This window comes from Tropicimonas sediminicola (assembly GCF_900188335.1).
GTDB lineage: Bacteria > Pseudomonadota > Alphaproteobacteria > Rhodobacterales > Rhodobacteraceae > Tropicimonas > Tropicimonas sediminicola.
The window spans coordinates 1-23,331 of sequence record NZ_FZOY01000006.1 but is presented as its reverse complement, the minus strand read 5'-3'; the positions used below and the strand labels follow the sequence as shown (position 1 = coordinate 23,331).

General features: G+C 66.9%; 17 protein-coding genes and 1 tRNA gene. 4 read left to right on the top strand and 14 right to left on the bottom strand.

The window, feature by feature from the left end:
- Nucleotides 1-48: 48 nt before the first annotated feature.
- The 4 genes from CHB86_RS15395 to CHB86_RS15380 all read right to left on the bottom strand — a co-directional run bounded on the left by CHB86_RS15395 (nt 49) and on the right by CHB86_RS15380 (nt 2,478).
- A complete protein-coding gene (locus tag CHB86_RS15395) occupies nt 49-375 on the bottom strand; it encodes a hypothetical protein (RefSeq protein WP_089233974.1) in 327 nt (108 codons plus the stop codon).
- 82 nt (nt 376-457) lie between these two features.
- Entirely contained in the window at nt 458-727 is a 270-nt protein-coding gene (gene rpmA / locus CHB86_RS15390) for a 50S ribosomal protein L27 (RefSeq protein WP_089233973.1), read from the bottom strand.
- Nucleotides 728-746: 19 nt separating this feature from the next.
- Nucleotides 747-1,415, bottom strand: a complete 669-nt coding sequence (locus tag CHB86_RS15385; protein ID WP_089233972.1) for a 50S ribosomal protein L21 — start codon at nt 1,413-1,415, stop codon at nt 747-749.
- Nucleotides 1,416-1,617: 202 nt separating this feature from the next.
- On the bottom strand, nt 1,618-2,478 hold the full coding sequence (locus CHB86_RS15380) for a DUF2059 domain-containing protein (protein ID WP_176442897.1): 861 nt from the start codon (nt 2,476-2,478) through the stop codon (nt 1,618-1,620).
- A 174-nt stretch (nt 2,479-2,652) separates the two neighbouring features.
- Here CHB86_RS15380 and CHB86_RS15375 point away from each other — a divergent pair.
- From CHB86_RS15375 to CHB86_RS15365, 3 genes are all read left to right on the top strand, one after another.
- Nucleotides 2,653-2,742: transfer RNA gene (locus CHB86_RS15375), tRNA-Ser, on the top strand.
- A 285-nt stretch (nt 2,743-3,027) separates the two neighbouring features.
- Nucleotides 3,028-4,605: an alkaline phosphatase PhoX gene (locus CHB86_RS15370; RefSeq protein WP_089233970.1), complete on the top strand. Its 1,578-nt coding sequence runs from the start codon at nt 3,028-3,030 to the stop codon at nt 4,603-4,605.
- A gap of 248 nt (nt 4,606-4,853) precedes the next feature.
- Nucleotides 4,854-5,969 carry an imelysin family protein gene (locus CHB86_RS15365; RefSeq protein WP_176442896.1) on the top strand — a complete coding sequence of 372 codons (1,116 nt, stop codon included), beginning with the start codon at nt 4,854-4,856 and terminating at the stop codon, nt 5,967-5,969.
- 15 nt (nt 5,970-5,984) lie between these two features.
- Here the strand turns inward: CHB86_RS15365 and CHB86_RS15360 are convergent, their stop codons facing one another.
- Entirely contained in the window at nt 5,985-6,287 is a 303-nt protein-coding gene (locus CHB86_RS15360) for a c-type cytochrome (RefSeq protein ID WP_089233968.1), read from the bottom strand.
- A 304-nt stretch (nt 6,288-6,591) separates the two neighbouring features.
- On the opposite strand from CHB86_RS15360, the gene ppc reads away from it, so the two are divergent.
- On the top strand, nt 6,592-9,336 hold the full coding sequence (ppc, locus tag CHB86_RS15355; RefSeq protein WP_089233967.1) for a phosphoenolpyruvate carboxylase: 2,745 nt from the start codon (nt 6,592-6,594) through the stop codon (nt 9,334-9,336).
- A gap of 116 nt (nt 9,337-9,452) precedes the next feature.
- Here ppc and metH read toward each other — a convergent pair whose 3' ends face one another.
- The 9 genes from metH to CHB86_RS15310 form a co-directional block, all read right to left on the bottom strand.
- Nucleotides 9,453-13,217 carry a methionine synthase gene (metH, locus tag CHB86_RS15350; protein ID WP_089233966.1) on the bottom strand — a complete coding sequence of 1,255 codons (3,765 nt, stop codon included), beginning with the start codon at nt 13,215-13,217 and terminating at the stop codon, nt 9,453-9,455.
- A gap of 129 nt (nt 13,218-13,346) precedes the next feature.
- Nucleotides 13,347-14,156, bottom strand: a complete 810-nt coding sequence (locus CHB86_RS15345; RefSeq protein ID WP_089233965.1) for a hypothetical protein — start codon at nt 14,154-14,156, stop codon at nt 13,347-13,349.
- Nucleotides 14,157-14,199: 43 nt separating this feature from the next.
- Nucleotides 14,200-14,562 carry a hypothetical protein gene (locus CHB86_RS15340; RefSeq protein WP_089233964.1) on the bottom strand — a complete coding sequence of 121 codons (363 nt, stop codon included), beginning with the start codon at nt 14,560-14,562 and terminating at the stop codon, nt 14,200-14,202.
- Between the two features lie 136 nt (nt 14,563-14,698).
- Entirely contained in the window at nt 14,699-15,613 is a 915-nt protein-coding gene (locus tag CHB86_RS15335) for a dynamin family protein (RefSeq protein ID WP_089233963.1), read from the bottom strand.
- Nucleotides 15,613-17,709 carry a P-loop NTPase family protein gene (locus CHB86_RS15330; protein ID WP_089233962.1) on the bottom strand — a complete coding sequence of 699 codons (2,097 nt, stop codon included), beginning with the start codon at nt 17,707-17,709 and terminating at the stop codon, nt 15,613-15,615. The genes CHB86_RS15335 and CHB86_RS15330 overlap by 1 nt, the downstream gene beginning before the upstream one ends.
- A 206-nt stretch (nt 17,710-17,915) precedes the next feature.
- Nucleotides 17,916-19,151 carry a hypothetical protein gene (locus tag CHB86_RS15325; protein WP_141134910.1) on the bottom strand — a complete coding sequence of 412 codons (1,236 nt, stop codon included), beginning with the start codon at nt 19,149-19,151 and terminating at the stop codon, nt 17,916-17,918.
- A 16-nt stretch (nt 19,152-19,167) separates the two neighbouring features.
- On the bottom strand, nt 19,168-20,121 hold the full coding sequence (locus tag CHB86_RS15320) for a PP2C family protein-serine/threonine phosphatase (protein WP_089233960.1): 954 nt from the start codon (nt 20,119-20,121) through the stop codon (nt 19,168-19,170).
- Nucleotides 20,087-21,523, bottom strand: a complete 1,437-nt coding sequence (locus CHB86_RS24920; RefSeq protein WP_245838006.1) for an FHA domain-containing protein — start codon at nt 21,521-21,523, stop codon at nt 20,087-20,089. The genes CHB86_RS15320 and CHB86_RS24920 overlap by 35 nt, the downstream gene beginning before the upstream one ends.
- Nucleotides 21,524-21,557: 34 nt before the next feature.
- Entirely contained in the window at nt 21,558-22,967 is a 1,410-nt protein-coding gene (locus tag CHB86_RS15310; RefSeq protein WP_176442895.1) for a serine/threonine-protein kinase, read from the bottom strand.
- Between the last annotated feature and the right edge of the window lie 364 nt (nt 22,968-23,331).

Below are 23,331 nucleotides of genomic sequence, written 5' to 3'. Positions count from 1 at the left end.
TCCTCCCGGGAAGCGCAATCGTTCAACTCGCCGGAGACCGCCCCCTCCCTAGAGGCTCGTGCGCCGCATCTGGCGCAACCAGCATATACTGAAAATGGTAGCGACCACAGCGGCTTCCAAGACGTTGTGATCCAGAACCGGCGTCACGAGGTTGTGCGCGGCCCAGTCCAGCGGCTGGATGACCAGCCGGAACAGGAACCCGGGCACGCCGGTCGCAATGGCATCCGGCTGCAGCCGCGCCTGGCTCAGGCGGAACGCGGCGAGGCTGATCGCGGCCAGGGTCGCCCAGAACGCGGCGCCGAGCGCGGGGCGCAGGCGTCCACGGGTTCCGGCGCGCAGAGCGTCGATGGGGCTGATGCACGAAGCGTCAGTCATTCCAGGACCTTTTCCAGAGAATCGCTTGGGGGGACCGGCCGTTTCGCCGATCCCCCCAGGTCTGTCTTGTACCGGGTTCGGCTTACTCGGCGGCTTCCGCGACCGGGAGCACCGAAATGAACGTGCGGCCCTTGAGGCCCTTGTGGTACTTCACGGCGCCTTCGACGGTGGCGAAGATCGTGTGATCCTTGCCCTGGCCGACGCCCTCGCCCGGCCACCACTTGTTACCGCGCTGACGCACGATGATGTTGCCGGGGATGACGGCTTCGCCGCCGTATTTCTTCACACCAAGGCGGCGACCGATGGAGTCGCGACCGTTACGGGATGAACCGCCTGCTTTTTTATGTGCCATATCGCTTGCTCCTTCTGTCTCAGCCTTCGGCCACGATGGCCTTGGCCTGCTCGACCCAGCCTTCGCGCTCGATGCGGCCCTTGAACGACAGTTTCTCGTCGAACTCGCCGATGTCGGCTTCGGTCCAGCCGGCAATCTGCGCGAAGCTGGTCACGCCGGCGGCGTGCAGCTTCTTCTCCAGCGCCGGGCCCACGCCCGACAGTTTCTTCAGGTCGTCCGCACCGGCAGGGGCTTCCGCGGCGGGCGCGGCAGCAGCCTTCGCCTTCGGGGCGGCCTTGGCTTTCGGGGCGGCCTTGGCGGCCGGCTTGGCTTCGGTGGCGGCAACCGCGACACCGGCAACGGAGCCCGCGCCCACGGCAGCCTTCACGCCGGTCGCGTCAGCGCCCGATTCGAGGATGTCGGTGATGCGCAGCACGGTCAGCTGCTGGCGATGGCCCCGGGTCCGCTTGGAGCTGTGCTTTCGGCGGCGCTTCACGAAGCTGATGGTCTTGACGCCCTTGATCTGGTCGAGCACCTCGGCCTGCACGGCCGCGCCATCGACGAGCGGCGCACCCACGGTGGAGCCGATCATCAGGATGTCATTGAATTGAACGGTTTCGCCGGCAGTGGCCGCCAGCTTCTCGACGCGCAGCACGTCGCCCGACTGGACGCGGTATTGCTTGCCGCCGGTCTTGAGGACCGCAAACATGGGTCTTTCCTTTGCTCTCGACGCGTCCTTCATGGTCCCCTCGCGGGCGTTCTCGCCGGAAACCGGCACCTCGGACAGCGCGCCCCTTCGGGGGCGTGTTTCTTGTTTCCGTGCCGGAGTCCGGCCACGGAGAGGGCCGTATGAGCGAGAAAGCCCTGCGTGTCAAGACATTCCGGCCCGTGCGGCGCCTCCCGCGACGGGCTCAGAGATCCTCGCCGGCCATGAACCGCGCGGCGGCCATGCCGAGGTCGTAGGAAATGGTGCGGAACATCTCGTCGAAGGCGGCGAAGAGATGCGTGTTCAGGCTGCGCCCGGCCTCGCTCCGGGAGAGTTCGAGGTAGGCTTCCAACTCCGCGTCCGTGAGTGGCTGGTAGGCCATCGCGAGATAGGAATATAGCCAGGTCCCGGTTTCGTCGCGGATCTCGTCCTCCTGGGACCAGACATCGCGCAGCATGTCCTCCTCGCCCATGAAGTCGCCAAACGCGCCGGCGGCGTTCAGACCGGAATAGAAGGCATAGTTGGCGTTGAGTGCGCCGACGACGTTCATCTCCAGCAGGTCGTTGGCGGCTTCGAAATCTTCCAGCAGGTCGAGCCGCGGCCCGCCCTCTTCCAGAAGCACAGCCATCGCCTCGTTCGCCGCCGCCTCGACGCCGGGATCGAGCATCGCCTGCCGTGCGCTTATCTCGAGCTGGACGATCTCGCGCCCGGGCTCGGTGGTGAAGAAATCGATGAGCGGGTCGAGATGCCACGCCGGCAGGTCCGCCGCGAGCTCGTCCTCGAGGATATCGGCCATCCGGTCCGCATCGAAGATGCCGGCCACGATTTCCGGCCACCGCTCGCCGCCGCGCCCCGGGAACATGTCCGCCTCGAGGTCGCCGGCGTAATCGACGCCCTCGTCCTGCATGATGCCGAGAAGCGTATCCATCTCCAGCGCATCCATCAGCGGTTCGAGACGCGCTCGTTCCTCGGGCGTCGCCCTCGGCGGCGCCTCGCTGGATTGCGCCGAGGCCGCGACGGCCAGAAGGCACAGGGCGAGCGTTGAAAGTATGGGGCGAAGGATCATCGACAAACTCCGTCTGCTTGTCTCAGGGGTAGTGCGCCGCCACGGCAAAGCCAAGCCATCCCGCTCGCTGCATCGCATCCGCAATCTTCAAATTGACGGCACCGGGCGCAAGAAAAGCCCTTGCGCCCCCTCCGCGCAAACATTACACCGCCCGCACCCCGACCACGGGAGCGCGGAGAGGTGCCGGAGTGGTCGAACGGGGCGGTCTCGAAAACCGTTGTGGGTGCAAGCCCACCCAGGGTTCGAATCCCTGTCTCTCCGCCACTATCCACCTGATCAGATTGACGACTTTTCCGCCCGGCGCGCTGCGCCCCCGGGCGCTTCGCCGAGGCGGGCGATTGCAGGTGCTCCGGTCGCCCGCTCGTCTCGTCCGGCAGTCCGCGGATCGAAAGGCCGGATGGGCGCGCGCGCCGTGAAATCAGGGATGCGCCGGCATCCGCTCGACGAAATCGCATTTGATCACGCGTGTGTTACAAGAGCGTCACGGAAGTTTCCTATGAACCGCGAGCCGACTGCCGGCAGACCCCAGGTTGATACCAAGGAAAACCCATGTCCCAGAAAAAATCCCTCGCGGCGATTCTGCTGAGCACCACCGTGCTCGCCGTTCCCGCCCACGCCGAATCCATGAAGCGTCTGGCCACCGTTCCGCTCGATGCCGAGGTCACCGGCCTGTTCGAGGTCGGCTCGGACCTGTTCTTCAACATCCAGCACCCGAACAAGGAAATCGGCAACGAATTCGCGAAGGCCGCCGTCGGCGTGATCGCCAACGCCGATTGGGATGCCGCCGCGATGGAGCCGACCACCGAAGACGCCGACAAGAAGGTCGTGCGCTCCTCGCTGGGCGATTACCAGGTCCTGCTGCAGGAAGGTGACGAGGGCATCGTCGGTGTGATCAAGTCGCTGGCCGGCGAAGACCTGCTGGTCTCCAACGACCCCGACTTCAACGCCTATGTCCCGACCGCCGACAACGAAGGCTACCTGTTCACCAACTGGGAAAACCGCCCCGGCGGCATGTCCCGCGCCAAGATCATGCGCGCCGAGGACGGCACCTGGTCGGTCGACAAGTCGGACCTGATCATGGTCGACTTCTCCGCCGTGGACGGCACCTGGGTGAACTGCTTCGGCACGCTGTCACCCTGGGGCACCCCGCTGACCTCCGAAGAGCTGTACTTCGACGACACGGTCGACTGGAACAACCCCGAGTACAAGTACATCGAGGACAACCAGGTGCTCGCCAACTACCTCGGCGAGGGCAAGTATCCGAACCCCTACGACTACGGCTACATCGTCGAGATCACCGATCCCGCCGGCGCCGCGACCCCGGTCAAGCACATGGCCCTCGGCCGCTTCAGCCACGAGAACGCCGTTGTCATGCCCGACAACAAGACCGTCTACCTCTCGGATGACGGCTCCAGCGTCGTGTTCTTCAAGTTCGTCGCCGATGCCGAGAACGACCTGTCCGCCGGCACGCTCTACGCCGCCAAGGTGACGCAGCAGGCCGGTGCGCAGGCCGATGCCGCCACCACCGGCTTCGGCATCGAGTGGATCGAGCTGGGCCACGCCTCCAACGACGAGATCGCTGCCTGGGTCGCCGAGTACGACGGCATCGGCCTGGACGATCACGTCCCCGGCGAGACCAACTACATCACCGACGAGGAAGTCGCTGCCTTTGCCGCTGGCGAGGCCGCCGATGCGCGCGTCGCCTTCCTGGAATCGCGCCGCGCCGCCGTCGCCCTGGGTGCGACCGGCGAGTTCAACAAGATGGAAGGCGTGAACATCAACTACGACGCTGCCAAGGATGGCTCGGTGCCGTACATGTACATGGCGATGTCCGACGTCTCCAAGGCGATGTCCGACGGTGAAGGCGCCATCGATGTGGCCGAGAACATCTGCGGCGTGGTCTACGAGATGGAGCTCGACGCCAACTACGACGTCTCCATGATGGTGCCGGTCGTCGCGGGCTACGGCTACGACAAGGACGCCGAGGCGAATGCCTGCCCGATGGACTCGGTCGCCAACCCCGACAACATCCTGGTCCGCGCCAACGGTCAGGTCGTGATCGGCGAGGATTCCGGCAACCACGAGAACAACGTCATCTGGCTCTGGAACCGCGACAGCCAGAGCTGATCGCGCCCGGCGCAAGATATCGAAGGAGGCGGCCCGCCGCCTCCTTTCGCTTTTCCGAGCCTTGATGGTGCCGGGGTATTCCCGGGGCGCCCCTTCCGTGACGAAGACGCCCGTCACTCACACGTGACACGCCCTGCCCTTGCCGGCATCGCCCCGCCTTGGCATGATCCCGCAGCCAGGCCCGGGCGCCGATGCCGCCGCGGGTCCAGCCCGGTCCCCACTCCCTGCCCTCCTCCGGAGACTCGCCGATGTTCCGCAAACCGTTTCTTGCCGCCCTCGTCCTCGCGCAAGGCCTCCTGGCCGTGCCCGCCGCAGCGCAATCCGCGCCGCCGGCCCAGGACGGTGTCGGCCGGCTGGATTCCTTCAACGAGGAACTAGGCCTTCCCTACTGGGCGCCGGGACGGGGCGAGGTGGACCATGACGCTCTGCGCCGGCGTTCACTGGCCGTGCTGGAGCGCCAGTTCGGCGCCTTCCGGGAGGCCAGCGCCGGGCTGGCCGAAACCGCGTCCGCCCATTGCGCCGGCACCGCCGACGCGGCCGAGATCAAGGCGGCCCTCCGCGACGCCTGGCTGGCCTGGGCGCCGCTCGACAGCTACCAGTTCGGCCCGGTTGAACAACTCGGTGCCGCGCTGACGGTGAACTTCTGGCCCGACAAGAAGGATTTCGTGGGGCGCGGGCTGAAGGCGCTCGAGGCCCTGCCGCCCGAAGACCTGGCCGATCCCGCGACCATCGCCCAGGGCTCCGCCGCGACCCAGGGCCTGCCGGCTATCGAGCGGTTGCTCTATACCGACATGGAGGCCTGCCCGGCCATCGTCGGCATCAGCCTCTACATGGAGGACCTCGGCGGCGCGCTCTACGACGCCTGGTTCGCCGAGAACGGCTGGGCCGACCTGGCGAACGCCGCCGGGCCGGACAACCCGGTCTACCTCTCGCCCGAGGAATTCACCAAGACGCTCTACACCGCCGTCGACTTCGGCCTGACCCGGGTCGCCGAGTCGCGGCTGGGCCGGCCGCTCGGCACCTTCGACCGCCCCTTCCCGGACCAGGCCGAGGCCTGGCGGTCCGGGCTGAGCAACGAGATCATCCTCGCCCAGATCCACGGGCTGGCCGAGATGGTCCGGCTGGGCTTTGCCGGCGACGTGCGGGAGACCGACCGCGGCTGGATCCTCGAGGTCTTCGAGCAGACCGAGGGACGGCTCGCGGCCATCGAGCAGCCGATCTCCGAGGCAGTGCAGGAACCGACCAGCCGCGTCCGGGTGGAGGCGATGCAGACCAAGGTGCGCCACCTCCAGCTCGAGATGGCCAAGAACCTTGGCCCGAACCTCGGGGTGGAGACCGGCTTCAGCGCGGCCGACGGAGACTGACCCGCCGCGTCCGCTCTAGTCGTCGAGGGTGCGCAGGTAGGCGTGAACGGCAGCGACTTCCTCGGCGGTCAGCTCGAATTCCGGCATCCCCTCCAGCCCACCCATTGCGCGGCGGATGTTGTTGCGGGGAATGCCTGCGATCTCCGGCGCAATGTCGTCGCCGCCCGCGTCTTCCATGTGGCATTCGACGCAATTCTCGGCGTAGATCGCCTGCCCAAGCAACGTTTCCGCGTCCTGTGCCGCTGCAGGCGACAGCCCCTCCACCAGCAACCAGAGAATGGCAACGGGACGCGCTCGGGCGTGAAGAAGGCTCGGCATCGCTCTGTCCTCGCGTGGAAAACCTGCCGCCAGCTAGTCCCCGCTCCATGACAGCGCCATGACGCGCCCGGCGCGCAGGCCGCGACCGATCGTCCAGACTGCCGCTCCCTGCCTGCACCGCGACCCAACCGCCTAAAAAACGGGCATACCGTCCCGGGGCCGCGTGCTTGTGGTCGCGGCCCCGACGGTTTGTACGCATCTCGCGCCGCCGACCGCCCCTGCGACACGGTCTGCATTGAATGCCCCGCGTGGTGCTGTACAAGTCGCGCCATGATGCCGCTAACACTCGGACGGGAGCACAGGCGTGACGAAGCAACCGGATGACATCCATTTCTCTCTTGCCGACGAGGAAGACGAGGCGATCCGCTTTCTTGGCCGGATCCTCGGCAACATCCTCCACACGCAGGAGGGCGGTCTCGCCTTCGACACGGTCGAGGAGATCCGCCGCGCCTCGGTGGAACTGCACCGCACCGGCGATGAATCCGCGCTGAGACGGCTGCACGACACCATTGCGGCCATGCCGGAGGATCTCACCTTCCACGTGCTGCGGGCCTTCACCTATTTCCTGCACCTGCTGAACATCGCCCAGGACGAGCAGATCCTGCTCGATCACCGCAAGGCCTCGGGCCACGCCCTGCCGGACGCGATCGAGGCGGCGCGGGAAGCCGGTTTCAGCGACAGCCAGCTGGTCGCCTTTTTCAAGGACGCGCTGGTCAGCCCGATCCTCACCGCCCACCCGACCGAGATCCGCCGTCAGAGCACGATGCGGGCGGAGTTCGCCATCTCCAAGATGCTCGACGAGCGCACCCGTGCCCGCAAGGTCGGGCTCGACGTCACCGAGATCGAGCGCGGCATCGAGCGCGAGATCGAGACCCTGTGGCAGACCCACCTGCTCCGCCGCAGCAAGCTGAGCGTCACCGACGAGATCAAGAACAGCCTCACCTACTACGACCACACCTTTTTCCAGGCGGTGCCCAAGCTGCAGGAGACGCTGCTGAAGTCGCTGGGCAAGGCGAGCTTCGGCCAGGATTTCCCGGCCTTCCTGCGCGTCGGCACCTGGATCGGCGGTGACCGCGACGGCAACCCCTTTGTGACCGACACGATCCTGCGCGAGGTGTTCCGGATGCAGGCCGGCCACGCCCTGCGCCACTACCTCGAGGAAGTGCACCTGCTCGGTCGGGAACTGTCGATGTCGACCCGCGTGGTGCGGGTGAACCAGGACCTTCAGGAACTGGCCGACATCTCGCCCGACACCTCGGAGCACCGGCTGGACGAGCCCTACCGCCGTGCGCTGATCGGCATCTATGCCCGGCTTGCCGCGACGCTTGCGGAGATCGACCCGGAGAACCCGGCGCCGTTGCACACCGCAAAGGGCGCGCCTTATGGTCGATCCGAGGAGCTGCTGCGCGATCTCGACGTGATCGACCGGTCGCTGCGCTCTCACCAGGCTTTCGCGATTGCCGATGGCCGGATCCTCGATCTGCGGCGCAAGGTGCGCAGCTTCGGCTTTCATCTGGCCAGCGTCGACCTGCGCCAGAACTCCTCGGTGCACGAGGCGACCGTAGCCGAGCTGCTGGAAGCCATCGCGCCGGGCACCGACTATCTCGGCATGAACGAGGCCGCCCGCCAGGAGATCCTGCGCAAGGAGCTGACCTCGCCGCGCGCCCTGCTCCGCCCCTACTGGGAATACTCGGAAAAGACGGCGGGAGAGCTGGCGGTGTTCCGCGCCGCCAAGGAGATCGTCGACCGGTTCGGCCCGCGGGCCATCGTCACCTCGATCATCTCCAACGCGCAATCCGTGTCCGACGTTCTGGAGCTCTGCGTCCTGCTGAAGGAAGCCGGGCTGCTGACGCTCGATGGCAAGTGCTCGATCGCCATCGTGCCGCTGTTCGAGACCATCGCCGACCTTCGCAATGGCCCCGGCATCATGCGCGCGTTGTTCGACACGCCCGAGTACCGCCGCATCGTCACCGCCCAGAAGGACGAGCAGGAGATCATGCTCGGCTATTCCGACAGCAACAAGGACGGCGGCCTCGTCACCTCCAACTGGGAATTGTTCAAGGCCGAGCGGGCGCTGGTCGAGCTGTTCCGCGAGGAGAAGATCCGGCTGCGGCTGTTCCATGGCCGCGGCGGCTCCATTGGCCGCGGGGGCGGCCCGACCCGCGAAGCGATCGTTGCGCAGCCGCCGGGCGCCGTCGCCGGCCAGATCCGCCTGACCGAACAGGGCGAGGTCATCTCCTCGCGCTATTCCCATGCCGAGATCGGCTATGCCCATCTCGAGACGCTGGTCTCCGCGACGCTCGAGGCGACGCTCATGCCCGAAGCGGAGAGCGCGCTCGGCGAGTATTCGGCGATCATGGATGCCATGTCCGACCATGCCTTCCGGGCCTATCGCAGCCTTGTCTTCGAGACGGAGGGCTTCGAGGAGTTCTTCTGGTCCTCCACCGTGATCAACGAGATCGCCTCGCTCAACATCGGTTCGCGGCCCGCCTCGCGCTCCAAAACCCGTGAGATCACCTCGCTGCGCGCGATCCCCTGGGTGTTCTCCTGGGCGCAGTGCCGGATCATGCTGCCGGCCTGGTACGGCTTCGGCTCCGCGGTCGCGGCCTGGTGTGCCGAGAACGAGGATCCCGAGGGCGAGAAGCTGGCCGCGCTCTACGATGCCTGGCCGTTCTTCCACGCCATGGTCTCCAAGATCGACCTGATGATCGGCAAGAGCGACCTCGCCATGGCCGCGCAATATGCCGATCTCTGCGAGGACAAGGAAATCCGGGACCGGATCTTCGGCCGTATCAGCGCCGAGTGGGAGGCAACCGTGCGGGCGCTGGAGATGATCACCGGCACCTCGCCGGTGGAACGCAAGCGCTCCGGCGAAGCGAAGGCGCGTCTGCGCCACCGCACACCTTATCTCGACCCGCTGAACCACATGCAGGTCGAACTGCTCAAGAAGGTCCGGATGGCCAGTTCCGACGAGATCTCCGAGCGGACCCGGCGCGGGATCCTGCTGTCGATCAACGGCGTGGCCTCCGGCCTGCGCAATACCGGTTGAGCCGGTGGCGCCGGGGCCTGCTTGGCCCCGGCAGTGCGTGCGTCGATCTCCGCCCGCGCTCACGGGCACGCGGCGGGATCGGGGTATTTTTGCCAAGAAGAAACCTGAGGCGCGGACTATTCCGCAGCGATCTCCGTGGCGCTCGTCGGGGCGTAGTTCAGGACCGGCGCGAGCCAGCGCTCGGCCTCTGTGAGGGTCATTCCCTTGCGGGCGGCGTAATCCTCGACCTGGTCGCGCTCCACCTTGCCGACACCGAAATAATAGCTCTCCGGATGGCCGATATAGAGGCCGGAGACCGAAGCGCCGGGCCACATGGCGAGGCTTTCGGTCAGCTCCACACCGGTGGCGGCGGTGGCGTCGAGCAACTCGAACAGCGTCGTCTTCTCGGTGTGGTCGGGCTGTGCGGGATAGCCGGGCGCCGGGCGGATGCCATTGTAGCGCTCGGCGATCAGGTCGTCTGCGGTGCAGGCTTCCTCCGGCGCATACCCCCAGAGATCGGTGCGGACCATCTGGTGCAGCCGTTCGGCCATCGCCTCGGCGAAGCGGTCGGCGAGCGCCTTGACCAGGATGGCGGAGTAATCGTCGTGCGCGGCTTCGAACCGCCTGGCGATGTCGATTTCCTCCGCGCCTGCCGTCACCACGAAGCCGCCGACGTAATCCGGGCCCGTGCCTTCGGGGGCGACGAAATCGGCCAACGCGACGTTCGGACGCCCGTCCCGCTTGGCGGTCTGCTGGCGCAGGGTGTGAAGCGTGGCGCGGGTCTCGGTGCGCTCTTCGTCCGTGAAGAGGCGGATGTCGTCGCCCACGGCATTGGCGGGCCAGAAGCCGACAACGGCGCGCGGGGTGAACCATTTCTCCGCGATGATCCGGCCGAGCATCTCCTGCGCGTCGTCAAAGAGCTGACGCGCCGCCTCGCCCTGTTCGGGGTCCTCCAGCAGCTTGGGATAGACCCCCTTGAGCTCCCAGGTCCGGAAGAAGGGCGTCCAGTCAATGTAGCGGGCAAGCTCCGCGAGATCCCAATCCTCGAGCACGCGGGTGCCGAGGAAGGTGGGCACGGTGGCGGCGTGGGCCCGGTGATCGAGTGTGAGCGCGTTGGCGCGCGCGGCTTCGAGCGGCAACCGCCGCTTGGCCTGTTCGGCGCGCGCGTGCTTCTCGGCCACATCGGCGTATTCGGCCGCGATCTTCGAGACATAGGCCGGTTTCTGCTCCGCCGAGAGCAGCGCGGAGACGACCCCCACGGCGCGGCTGGCGTCGGTCACGTGGATCGCCTGGCCAAGAGTGTAGCGCGGATCGATCTTGACCGCTGTATGCACCCGGCTCGTCGTTGCCCCGCCGATCAGCAGCGGCAGGTCGAGCCCTTGGCGCTGCATCTCGGAGGCCACGTGGACCATCTCGTCCAGCGACGGGGTGATGAGGCCGGACAGCCCGATCACGTCGACATTCTCGGCCCTGGCGGTGGCGAGGATCTTTTCGGCGGGCACCATCACGCCGAGATCGATGATCTCGTAATTGTTGCAGGCCAGAACGACACCGACGATGTTCTTGCCGATGTCGTGCACATCGCCCTTCACCGTCGCCATCAGCACCTTGCCCGCGCTCTCGCGCCCGCCACCGTTGAGGCGCTTCTCCTCTTCCATGTAGGGCAGCAGAACGGCGACGGCCTGTTTCATGACGCGGGCGGATTTCACAACTTGCGGCAGGAACATCTTGCCGGCGCCGAACAGGTCGCCGACCACGTTCATCCCATCCATCAGCGGGCCCTCGATCACGTGCAGCGGGCGCTCGGCGGCCTGGCGGGCCTCTTCGGTGTCGGCCTCGATATACTCGGTGATGCCGTTGACCAGCGCGTGTTCCAGCCGCTTCTCGACCGGCCACTCGCGCCAGGTCAGGTCCTTTTCGCGCCCTTTCGCGCCGCCCTGCCCGCGGAAGCGTTCGGCGATCTCGAGAAGGTTCTCGGTGGCGTTGCCGCCGGCCTTCGGCGTGCGGTTCAGGACCACGTCCTCGCAGGCCTCGCGGAGCTCCGGCTCGATCTGGTCATAGACCGCGAGCTGACCCGCGTTGACAATGCCCATGTCCATCCCGGCCTGAATGGCGTGGTAGAGGAAGACCGCGTGCATCGCCTCGCGCACAGGCTCGTTGCCGCGGAAGCTGAAGCTCAGGTTCGACACGCCGCCCGAGATATGCACATGCGGGCAGGCCTCGGTGATGCGCCGCGTGGCCTCGATGAAATCGACGCCGTAATTGTCGTGGTCCTCGATCCCGGTGGCGACGGCAAAGACGTTCGGGTCGAAGATGATGTCCTCGGGCGGGAAACCGACCTGCTCGGTCAGGAGCCTGTAGGCCCGGGTGCAGATCTCGACCTTGCGGTCGGCCGTGTCGGCCTGTCCCTGCTCGTCGAAGGCCATGACGATCACCGCCGCCCCGTAGGCGCGGCAGAGCCGGGCCTGGTGCAGAAAGCTCTCCTCGCCCTCCTTCATCGAGATCGAGTTGACGATCGCCTTGCCCTGCACGCATTTCAGGCCGGCCTCGATCACCTCCCACTTGGAGCTGTCGATCATCACCGGCACGCGGGCGATATCGGGCTCCGCGGCGATGAGGTTGAGGAACTCGACCATCGCGGCCTGCGAGTCGATCAGGCCCTCGTCCATGTTGACGTCGATGACCTGCGCGCCGTTATCCACCTGGTCGCGGGCAACGTCGAGCGCGGTGGCGTAGTCGCCGGTCTTGATCAGCTTGCGGAAACGGGCCGAGCCGGTGACGTTGGTGCGCTCGCCCACGTTCACGAAGGGTATGTCGGACGTCAGGGTGAAGGGTTCGAGCCCCGACAGCCGCATCAAAGGCGGCTGGTCGGGGATCGCGCGCGGCGCGCAGTCCTTCACCGCCGCGGCGATGGCGCGGATGTGGTCGTAGGTGGAGCCGCAGCAGCCGCCCACCACGTTGACCAGACCGTCCTTCGCGAAGCCCGCGACCTGCGCCGCCATCTGCTCCGGGGTCTCGTCGTATTCTCCCATTTCGTTGGGCAGGCCGGCGTTCGGGTAGGCGCAGATCATCGTGTCGGCGACGGCCGAAAGCTCGGCGAGGTGCGGACGCATTGCCGAAGCGCCGAGCGCGCAATTGAGGCCGACGGTCACCGGCGAGGCGTGGCGCACCGAGTGCCAGAACGCAGTCGGCGTCTGGCCGGAGAGCGTGCGGCCCGACAGGTCGGTGATCGTGCCCGAGATCATCACCGGAAGGCGCAGGCCGCGCGCGGCAAAGACCTCTTCGCAGGCCATGATCGCGGCCTTGGCGTTGAGCGTGTCGAAGATCGTCTCGATCAGCAGGATGTCGGCGCCGCCCTCGATCAGGGCGTCCGCCTGCTCGGCATAGGCAACGCGCAATTGATCAAAGGTCACAGCGCGATAGCCGGGGTTGTTCACGTCCGGGCTGATCGAGGCTGTGCGGTTCGTCGGCCCGAGGGCGCCGGCGACGAAGCGCGGCCGACCATCCGTCGCCTCCGCCCGATCCATCGCCTGCCGGGCCAGCCGTGCGCCAGCGACGTTGAGGTCGCGCACCGCGCCCTCCATCGCGTAATCGGCCTGGGCGATGGTGGTCGAGGAGAAGGTGTTCGTCTCCACGATATCGGCGCCGGCCATGGCGTACTGGTAATGGATCTCCTCGATCACATCCGGGCGGGTCAGGTTCAGCAGGTCGTTGTTGCCCTGCTGGGGGCGGTCGCTCGCATGCGGCAGATGGCACGAGCAGCTTCCGCCGCCGCAGCCCTGGAAATCGCCCTCCGACAGGCCGAGCCGCTGGATCTGGGTGCCCATCGCCCCGTCGAGGATCAGGATGCGGTCGCGGGCGGCCTCCAGGAGGCGGTCGAAAACGGCGGAACGGTCGGTCATTTCAGGCTACGGGCTCGAGTCAGGGATAGGAGAACCGCTCTCCTCTAACGCAGTCCGGCGCATTTATGAAATTCATAATCAGCAAGATCTTCATGCATGGGATTCACATATCTCTGCCGTCCCGTGGCGTCAGGCAGCCTGGACAGCGGGCCAGCCATGCAGCAGATCCCGCAGCGCTGAGGCCAGTGGGGCCTGTGCCTCGGGTTTCACAAGGAGAGTAAGAACGGTGCCGTCGAGCGCGGCGAGGATCACGCCAAGCCCCGCCTCGCCGTGGTGATCGAGCGTGAAGAGGCAGCGCTCGCGCGAGAGGTCCGAGAGCGTCTGCGAGAGCCTGAGAGCCCGTTTCTCCAGGGTCGCGGAGAGCGGCCCGAGGTCGTCATAGAAGCCCGCGTCGCCGCCGCAATCGGTCTGGCCGTCCTGCCGGCGCTGCCAGGCTACGATCCCGCTGCGGTGTTCCATCAGAACGGCGTCGAGCTGCTCGGCAAGCGAAAGCGTCTCCGGCGGGTCCATCGGCGCGCCCCAGGTTTCGGACAGGCGGCGGGCGGAGACCCCGATCATGCCGGAGGTGACGCTCCCGGGCGCTTCGGACCGCAGGCGCAGCGTTTCGCTGCCGTCAATGAAGCCCTCAAGCAGATCGAGCAGCGCGTTCAGGGAGTCCGGATCGTGCGAGTCCGGTTCGATCGCCACGTCGTCGCGCCCTGCCCCGTCACTGGCCGAGACCCGCATCAACCGACGGTTGGCCGTGGAAAGACTGATCTCGTCTCCGGCGACATTGCTGATCCGCAGCCCGCGCGGCAGGATCGTCTCGTCGATCTCCAGAAGCAGCGTTGCCAAAAGGCTCCGGTCGCCGAAGGCGCGCAACTGGCGGCCGTGGCCGCCCGGTCCGCCGGCGGAGGACAGGCGGCGGATCTTGCGGGCGATGTCCTGCGGGTTCTCCATTAGCGATCCTCCCTCGCGGTTCAGTTTCGGCTGGTTCTGCGGCTCACAGATCGAGCTGAGACAGCGCCTGTCGCCCCAGGTCCTTCACACTCACGAGCGGCATCTCGGGATCGAAAACGAGGCATAACGCTGTGCCGGGCGCCTTGGACGAGCGCTGCAAGACCAGCACTTCGGTCAGCGTCGCCACCGTCGCCTGCGTCGTCCGGGGGGCAAGGTCGGTGAAGGTTTCGGCGGAGAGCCCGCACAATTCGTCAAAGACTTCCTGCGGATGATCCGCCGCCGCGCTCACGCACAGCACGGTCCCGGCCTTGAAGTCGAGATAGACGAGCGCGTCGATCCCGGCATGGGTGCGCCGAAACCTGTCGAGATCCTTGGTCAATGTCTCGTCCCGCGCGGTGAGTGGCATGTCAGCGATCTTCCAGTGAACCGATGACACCATTTCCTGCCTTGTCGCCCGGATGTCGACCCTCAATCGGAGATTGCATCCGTAAACGCCGCCTGCACGCGAAAGGATTTCCGCCGCGGCGGCCCCGGCCGATGGTTCAGAAGCTCACCTCGTCGAGCACCGAACGCGGCAGGCGCTCCCGCGGCGTGCTGGCGCCCGCGCGGCGCACCACGCGGCGCGGCGTCACCATGCCGACACCGCCGGCAAAGGCCGGTGCGCGCGCCCCTTCGGCCGGCTCGGCGTCTAGCTCACCGCTCTCCGTCACCCGGCGCTGCACGAGGATCGCATCGTCCACGACGACGGGGCGCGGGCGCTCGTCGCGCGCGGCCGGGTGCAGCCGCATCACGACGTCGAGCAGTTTCTGGGTGAAATCCTCGGCGCCGCTGTCTTCCCAGGCGGTCCGGTCCTCTTCGGCGTTCGCGGCCTGCAGCAACGAGATCGGGAAGACGCCGGCAAAGAGCCCGTCGGTCTCGGAACGCACGCGGGCCAGCAGTCGCCGCCGGTCGATCTCGGTCAGGATCTTGTCGAAACGGGTCAAGAGCAGGATGCTGTTGTCATAGAGGTGCTCCGGCACCTCCGACCAGATCGCCGCCTCGCTCTGCCGCCAGGCCTGGGTGGAATGGCTGCACCAGATCACGCAATCGGCATAGGGCAGCACCTGTTTCCACGTCTTCGACGACAGGTTCGGGTCGGAGATGCCCGGCATGTCGATCAGGTCCATCAGTTCGAGAATGTCGGATTCCAGGCGGATCCGGATATAGGCGGTGTCCTCCACCGAGACCGATCCGAGATCGTCGAGGTCGAGCTCCGTCACCCCGCCATCATGGTCGACGCATTCCGCGCCGGGCTCGCCGTGGGCGTACCAGATCGGCGGCAGCTGGGTTGCGGTGACCCGGACCGGCGATACGCCTTCGCCGATCAGCAGGTTCGCGAGTGTACTCTTGCCCGCGCTGAATTCGCCCATCAGGGCAACCACGGGACGAGCGGATCCGGATGTGGCGAAGGTCTGCATCAGTGGGTCTCCGTCTTGTTCGGTGCGAGATGCCGCATCAGCACCTGTTTGGCCGACGCGAGCGCGGCCGCCTTGTGTTTTGCCTCCTCCCCGAGGCCGTAGTCCCCGAGATCCTCCGGGAGGATCTCGCTGCGCTGCGACAGGTCTTCGAGGATCGCACGCTGGGCTCGGGTGAACTCGACCAGCGGCGCCATCGCGGCATCTCGGGTGGCCTCGCCGTAGTCGTTCTTGAGCGCCTGGACGATGGAGCTGGTTTCCGAAAGGATCAGCTCGCCGAAATCCTTGGCATAGGCCCGATAGCCCCGCCGGCTCCGCCACCAGCGCTTCCACCAGCCCGCGTTCATGTCGAGCGCGATGGTCTGGCCAAGAAACACCGGTGGCGGCACCGAGGGAACTGCGGGCGGTTCGATGGAAAAAGCGGCGCTGTCGACATCGAAGCCGCGGACATAGAGCTCGCGAATCTCGATCGCGGCGTCGTCATAGATCTTCTGCACCACGGCCTGGCTGCGGCGGACGAAAACCTGGTAGGCGGTGCGCAGCAGGATACGCAGCCCGGTGGGGTCGTAGTTCCACACCGACAGCTCGCCATAGGTTTCGAGATGCTTGATCAGCGCCCCGGTGGCGCGGTCCACGAAGCCGAGGTTGGCGCGGTCGAGCCGTTCGTGGAATTCCGGGATCAGCCTGGCGAATTCCTCGTCGATCCGGGCGAGGCTGCGTTTCTCGATGCGGTCGAGTTCGGCCGGAAGGGCCTTGCGGTTGAGCGGCACGACATTGCTGTCGTTCTCGCGGCGGACCATGATCCGCTCGGTCGTCTCCAGGCTGCTGACCAGGTTGAACGCGGTGCGGGCGACGTTGTCCGACACGTCTCGGCCGACCGAATCCGATACCCGCTCCGAGAGCGCGGAGAACAGTTCCGGCAGACCGGACAATTCCCAGATCTGCGCCGAGGAAAGCTGACCGTCGGAATCCTCCGGCATCCCGCCGGTCTCGGCCTCAGCCCAGTTGATCAGCGCGCTGCGGCTCTGCGGGTCCATGTCGCCGACGTTGCCGCGCAGAGCATGGTTGGCCCAGTAGGCGCTGCCGAAGATGATCCGGGCATCGGCTGGGCCGTGATGGTCCTTGATCGTCTTGCGGATGCTGGCCGCGATGTCGGTGGCCTGGGACCCGGGATCGGAGAGCTCGTCGATCCGGTTGACGAAGATCACCACGCTGCGCGAGGGGATGTTGGCGATCAGCCGGATCAGCGCCAGGTCGACCGCGCTCATCGCCTGGTGGGCCGAGAGCACGACCACGCAGGAACGGCTTTCGCGGATCGCCCGGACGGTGATCTGCTCGCGCATCATGAACGTGTCGTTCACGCCCGGCGTATCGCGGATGCAAAGGTCGACCGGGTATTCCGGGCGGTACATGTAGAGATCGGCGGACTTGGTGATGTCGGCAAATCGCCCGCGGCTGGTCGAGGTGTCGTTATCGAACTCGAAATCGTCGCCGAGGCAGACGTAGCGCTCCACCAGCTCCGGATCGAGGAAGCCGTACTTGTGCTCCTGCCCCATCAGCAGTTCGAACTTGTCGCCGAGGCGCCCAAGGGACTTGTCGCGCATCGCGTCGAGCTGGGCGGCAACCTTGGCGAGGTCGCCGTCGGCCCCTGCCCGCCCGGCCAGTTCACCGAGCCGCCCGCCGCCCTGCATCAGGCGCTTCCACTCGTCCTGCTCGAAGAAGCGGAACACCGCGCGGTTGCTGTCGACCAGCGGTCGCGAGCGCAGGTGGATCGAGGTGACCACGGAGGTCCAGGGGTTCACGTCCGCCGGCAGCAGGTCCGGGCTGCCGATCATCGCGTTGACCAGCGACGTCTTGCCCGATTTCACCTGGCCGATCATGGTGACGCTCGGCTCGGCGCGGCGGAGCCGCTGCTGCAGCTTGCGCGTGCTGGCCGAGATCGCCCGGTCGCCGATGTCCGAAATGGTGTCGATCGCCTGCGACAGCTCGTCGAGGCCGTCGGCAATCGGACGCAGGGCCGAGGCGCCATTGGCCAGCAGGTCCAGCTCCGCCGCCGGCTCGAGCATCTCTGCGGTTTCGAATTTGCTGTCGAGCTTCATCCAGCACCCTCGCGACGATACAGCCGGGCGAGACAGAAATGCGGCCAGACCATCATTGGCAGCGGCCAGCCGCACGTCCACACCCGTGTATGTCCGACAATCGCGGGGCTTGATGGCAATACTAAGGCAGCAATCGGGCGGGGATCGAGAGCCGGCCACGGAGGTTAACCGATTGTGACGCCCCGCAAACCGGCCGCGTTACCCGTTCAGGCCGCCAGCCGTTCCTCGAAGGCACGGCGCAGCTGGATCAACAGGCACAGGCTGTCGACGCCGGGCTGGCCGTCCCCCTCGATCTCCATGAGCACCAGCAATTCCTCGGCGCTCATCAGCATGTCCGAAAGCGCAGCGCGGTCCTCGTGTGGCAAATCGGCGGCGGAATCGAGGATGCCGGTCAGGTGTTCGATGGTTTGACGGCAATGCGCCGCAATTCCCTCGGAACTGCCCGCGCCATCTTCCCGCAGCAAGGCGCCAAGCTGGCGCGCCCGGTCGCAGATCAGCGAGAGACCCTGCCGGCAAACCTGCTCCAGCGCCCTGCGTTCGACAGGATCGGCGGCCGGTGCGTCCGGCTCCGCAGCGGGAGGCTGGTCCCGGAACGACACCGGCATCGACACCGGCGCGGTGAGCGGAGCTGCTGCCGAGGGCCGTGGCGCGGTCTCTTCCCGGGCCAGATCGGGCTGCCCTGCGAGATCGGCGAATTTCTTCAGAAACAGCAGCGCGGAATCGTTGTCCGCCTGCCGGCCGAGATCGACATGGCGGCGCAGTCCCTCCGACAGGCTGCGCAAGCCGGGATCGGCGGATGGCGCCACGGCATCCAGGTCTACCGCGATCACGTCGAGAAACTCGCCCGCCAGTTCGGCCTTCAACTGCCGGGCGCGGAGCTCCCGGTCCTCGCCCCAGAGCACCAGGAACGCGTGATCCATGAAGCGCTCTTCGACGCTGCGCCAGACTTCCAGCTCCGCCGGTTCGAACCGGTTTGTGCACCACAGGAACACGTCCGTGCGTTTCGCCGCCCACCGCAGCGCCATCCGCAGCTCGGCCGGGGTTCCGTCCGTCACGACGTCGAGCAGCCGCGTCGTCCTCAGCAGCGGTTCGTTGCGGGTCAGCGACAGGAACACCGTGTCCGGCGCCAGGCCGGCGTCGAGGGATTCGACCGAGACCCTTCGGCCGTTCGACAGCGTGGCGCTGGTGGCAGGGGCATCGCCGAAGCCCAGTTGCACGGAGGGGCGCGCGGGCCAGAGCGGCACCACGTCGCGGCCGAGCAAGGCATTGATGATCCGCGCCCGTTCGAGGCTGGAGGGTCCGAGCAGGGAAAAGCGCACGGGCGTCTCGAGACGCTGCAGCAGGCGCCCGGCCTGCTGCGCGGCCTTGTCCGGCAGATGCCCGCCCTCGATCAGGGCGTGCAGGCGGTCGCAGATCTGGTCGAAGGTCGCGTGTTGGCTCATGCCTGCCAGTCGCATGTCAGGGCGCGCCACGCAAGACGAGGACCGACCTCCCTTCCGGATCGGCCGACTTCACGTCGAGATTCGCGCGCAGGGGCTCCGGACGCACCGGCGTCACGGGCGCCCGCTGCGGACGCGGCTCGGGCGAACGGGCCATGGGTGCACGCGCCATCGTCACCTTGATCACGACGATGGAGACATTGTCCTGGTCGGGATCGTCGAGACGCTCGATCTCGCGCAGGAGTTGTGCGGCGATGCTGGTGCTCGAGGTGTCCCGCCAGTCGGCCAGGACCTCGGCGATCTGGCTGTCGGGCAGAAACTGCAGCCCGTCGCTGGCAAAGACCAGGATGTCGTCGTCGAACAGTTCGAAGGGCGTGTCCGGGCAGTCGATCTGTGTGATCCTGCCGCCGCCGACCACGGAGGTCAGGCAGTTGCGATCGGGATGATGCTCGGCCACCTCGCGGGCCATGAGCCCGGCTTCAACCATCGAATCCATCTGCTGGCCGAAGGAATGTTCCTCGTTCAGCCGGATCAGGTCTCCGTCGCGAAACAGCAGCAACGGCGAATCCCCGATGGAGATCCAGTGCAGGAACGGCCCGCGAAGAACGCCGGCCACCAGCGTCGCGCCCATGCCGATGGCGTCCGGCTGGTCGTCCACATAGGCGCGGATACAGTCGTTCGCCCCCTGCGCGGCGCGCATCAGCAGGTCGCGGAAGCCGGCCTCTCCGTCGTCCTGCCGGGCCGACTGGAGCTTGAGTTCGCTGAACACTTCGGTGAGGACGATGCTGCTGGCCACGTCGCCGGCGGCATGGCCGCCCATGCCATCCGACAGCACCACGAGACCGGTCTCGCTGCCCACCGGGCAGTCGAACAGCACCGCATCCTCCTGGTAGGCGCGCTTGCCCACGCTGACCGCAGAGGCCGCCTCGAACGTCGGTTCAGATCGTTGCAGCATCCCGCGGCCCAGCGTCATCGTCGTTACCCCATGAAAACTCGGACCCGCACAGGGCGACAAAACGCAACGTGGTCTCTCCGATCCGGATCTCGTCGCCGTTGGCAAGGGGCTCGGTGCTCAGCACCGGCATCCCGTTCAGGCGCACCAGGTTGGCCTTGCCGCCATGGCCGATGAAGAAGGCGTTCTGCTCCTCGTCATAGGCGATCGCAGCGTGGGACTGCCGGGAGATGCTGGTGTCGCCGTGATCGAGCGGCACGGTCTGATCATCGCCGCGGCCGATGGTCGAGACACCCTGGAACAGAGCGTGGCTGGCGCCGCGGCCCGGGCCGCGCACCACGACGAGCCAGCCCACGGGGAACTGGGCGACTGCGGCAACCTTGCTGCGCTCCGGCGCGGCGAAGGGGTCGGCCTCCAGCTCTTCCGGGCGGTGAAAGCCGAGCAGCCGGGTCTTGACGCGACCGGCGCGCGGGCGTTCGAACCGCTCGGGCGCGGGCTCGCTGGAAGCGAGGTCCGGTTCCTGCGGGAGTGCCGCAGGCTCGGACGGGGCGTCGAAACCGCTCGCGGCTTCGTCGAACGCTGGGGCGAAATCGTCATCCGCCTCGGCCAGCGCAGCCTCCTCCTCCGCGTCGGCCTCGTTATCGAGGTCCCAGATGCGGAGCGTGTTGCCAACGGCTTCCTCCAGGTCCGGCGTGCCTTCCCCTGCGGCTGTGTCCGGGGCGGCATCGAGGGTGCTGGCATCGAGATCGTCCTCGGCGGTGCTCAGCGCGCCAACGGCGGTTTCGGTCTCGACTTGGTGGTCGAAACCGGCCGCGGGTCTCTCGTGCAGCGCGCTCGCCGACACCGCCTTGAGCGGAGTTTCGAACGCAAGGTCGATGTTTCTTTCGGCGCGCGCGGCCTCGTCCAGATCTTCGGCAACCTCGTTTTCGGGCTCCGCGGAGGCATCGTCGGTCAGAAGAAACGGTGCGTCGGAAGTGTCATCCGCAGCCGTTTCCGGGGCGTCGTCCAGCGCCTCCAGTTCCTCGGCCGCGGCCACTTCGGTCTCCTCCTCGCCAAGCTCGGCCGCTCGGCCGCATTGGCGCAGCGGGTGCGGCGTGCCGGCGTCCGACGGATGCTCCCGCGGGATCTCGGTCCGGCGCACCGCCGCGAGGCTCTGATGGAAGCCGTTGCGCGGACGCGCATCACCCGCCATGTCCGGCCCGCCGCCCAGCGTATCGGCCAGATCGTCAGGATCGGCGCCCCAGCCGGAGGTGTCGCGGCGGCGACCGGAGGACGGATAGGATTCGTCGATCAGGGACACCGGGCGACGACGGGTCGCGTCATGAAGCGCAAGCCCGCCGGTGGCGCGGACCTTGGCTTCCTGGTTCGAGGCATCCGGCTCGGCGGCCTTCTTCTTTTCGATCAGCTCGGAGATAAATCTCATCGGTCGTCTCTCCCGGCAACTTGGGGGTGTTTGGTCAGTGGAGGCGGGTTTCTGGGCTGCGTGGGCCTAGACCCAGCAAGGACTTCCTCGAACGCGGCGCTTCGGCCGCTTCCGTTCGGTGCTTGTCCTCCGGCTCCTCGGTATGGTCTTTCGATTTCCTCGACACGATCGAGTAATAGTCGATCTCCGGTCGCAGGGCGGGCACTTCGGCCGGCGCCATCGGCACGCGGTCGCGGTCGTAGCTCTCTTTCCACTCCGACAGCGATCCCGGCCGCCGTGCCGCGGCCTCCTCGGCATCGAGCCGCTCCTGCTCCTCGATCTCCCGGCGGCGTTTCTCGTCCTTGATCCGCTTGCGCTCGGCCTCTTCGTCCCGCAGCCGGGCCTCTTCCGCCTCGCGCTCCCGTTCCTCTGCGAGCGACTTCTCCAGCTCGACATTCGTCTGGGCCACAAGCTGGCTCACCAGATGATCGATCCGCGCATCGGCCCGGGCGGTTGCGAGGGCTTCCGAGTAGCGGCTCTGGTCGTCGATCTGGAGCAGCCACTCCTGGGCGCTCTGCATCCTGTCCCGCGACAGGACCTGCAGCGACCGGTCGATCGCGGCCAGAAACGGCCGGTCGAAGCGGGCGACCCGGCCCTCGAGCCGGCGGTAAGGGTCCGGCATGTGCTCCGCGATCGCCGCGAGCCTGTCCTGGCTGGGCGGCGGCGCCTCGCCGGTGATCACGAAGTGAAAGGTCGCGGCCAGGCCATAAAGATCGCTGGCGGCGGAATGGGTGCGGCTGCGGGAATAGAACTCGTGCGGCGAGTAGCCATCCTTGACCGCTTGCAGCGCCGACGCGCCCCGCGGTCCGCGCGCGGCCTCCGCCCGGGCGGCGCCGAAATCGATCAGCACGGGGTTGCCGTTGCGCTCGATCAGGATGTTGTCGGGCGAGATGTCCCGGTGCAGGATCCCGCGCGCATGGACATGGGCCACGGCGGTCAGCAGCGACATCAGCAGGTCGCGGACCTCGGTCGCGCTCATCTGCTCGCCATCCTCGGCGATCAGGGTGTGAAGGTCCCTGCCCTCGACGAAATCCAGCGCCATGTAGGCGGTGTTGTTGTCCGAGAACACCTCGTGCACCCGCACGATGTTGGGATGCTCCAGCATCGCCAGCGACCTCGCCTCGGTGCGGAACAGGTCGATGAGGGTCTGGTAATCCTTGGCATGCGCGTCGGACCGCACCCGGACCTCGGTGCCGGATCGGCAGCAGAAGAAGCCGGGGAAGCATTCCTTGATCACCACGATGCGGTCCAGGCTATTGCGGGCCAGATAGGTGATGCCGAACCCCCCGGAGTTCAGGAACCGCTCGATCCGGTACTGGCCACGCAGCAACTCGGTCCCGACGGGGAGTTCGTCCCCGTAGGTCCTGCCGTGACTCTGATCTTTCGGTTCCGCCCCTGGACGCATCACTACCCTTTCCCCGCCGAACCGCCGCGATTTCGCAGTCTGGTCCCAGCCGCAGAGGCTACCCTGTCGCCTCATTGTGGCGGAAACATGGTCAAAGAGGTCACTTCCTATGGACTGCCTCTTCAATCCACCGATCCTGCGGAGATCGAGCGGGCCTCCCGCCCACTGGGCGCATCTGCTTCAGGGGGCGGATGGAAAGCAGCCCGAGCGCGCGTTCTCCACGGAAAACACGCCCGGCGGGAGTGGAATTCGTCAGGGATCAGAGGATGTTGGTGCCCGAGGCGTCTATTATTCCCGCTACAGGCACCGCTTCAGCTTCCAGCTCCAGCAAAACAAGGGCTATCGCATCGCCGACTCCCCGGTC

Bases quoted from the DNA above. Each gene is read 5' to 3' on its own strand.
- CHB86_RS15340 (WP_089233964.1), bottom strand. From the start codon at position 14,562: ATGCCACTCACCGCGCGGGACGAGACATTGACCAAGGATCTCGACAGG.
- CHB86_RS15345 (WP_089233965.1), bottom strand. From the start codon at position 14,156: ATGGAGAACCCGCAGGACATCGCCCGCAAGATCCGCCGCCTGTCCTCC.
- CHB86_RS15395 (WP_089233974.1), bottom strand. From the start codon at position 375: ATGACTGACGCTTCGTGCATCAGCCCCATCGACGCTCTGCGCGCCGGA.
- CHB86_RS15335 (WP_089233963.1), bottom strand. From the start codon at position 15,613: ATGCAGACCTTCGCCACATCCGGATCCGCTCGTCCCGTGGTTGCCCTG.
- CHB86_RS15330 (WP_089233962.1), bottom strand. From the start codon at position 17,709: ATGAAGCTCGACAGCAAATTCGAAACCGCAGAGATGCTCGAGCCGGCG.
- metH (WP_089233966.1), bottom strand. From the start codon at position 13,217: ATGACCGACCGTTCCGCCGTTTTCGACCGCCTCCTGGAGGCCGCCCGC.
- CHB86_RS15320 (WP_089233960.1), bottom strand. From the start codon at position 20,121: ATGACGCTGGGCCGCGGGATGCTGCAACGATCTGAACCGACGTTCGAG.
- CHB86_RS15385 (WP_089233972.1), bottom strand. From the start codon at position 1,415: ATGTTTGCGGTCCTCAAGACCGGCGGCAAGCAATACCGCGTCCAGTCG.
- CHB86_RS24920 (WP_245838006.1), bottom strand. From the start codon at position 21,523: ATGAGATTTATCTCCGAGCTGATCGAAAAGAAGAAGGCCGCCGAGCCG.
- rpmA (WP_089233973.1), bottom strand. From the start codon at position 727: ATGGCACATAAAAAAGCAGGCGGTTCATCCCGTAACGGTCGCGACTCC.
- CHB86_RS15370 (WP_089233970.1), top strand. From the start codon at position 3,028: ATGTCCCAGAAAAAATCCCTCGCGGCGATTCTGCTGAGCACCACCGTG.
- CHB86_RS15380 (WP_176442897.1), bottom strand. From the start codon at position 2,478: ATGATCCTTCGCCCCATACTTTCAACGCTCGCCCTGTGCCTTCTGGCC.
- CHB86_RS15365 (WP_176442896.1), top strand. From the start codon at position 4,854: ATGTTCCGCAAACCGTTTCTTGCCGCCCTCGTCCTCGCGCAAGGCCTC.
- CHB86_RS15325 (WP_141134910.1), bottom strand. From the start codon at position 19,151: ATGAGCCAACACGCGACCTTCGACCAGATCTGCGACCGCCTGCACGCC.
- CHB86_RS15310 (WP_176442895.1), bottom strand. From the start codon at position 22,967: ATGCGTCCAGGGGCGGAACCGAAAGATCAGAGTCACGGCAGGACCTAC.
- CHB86_RS15360 (WP_089233968.1), bottom strand. From the start codon at position 6,287: ATGCCGAGCCTTCTTCACGCCCGAGCGCGTCCCGTTGCCATTCTCTGG.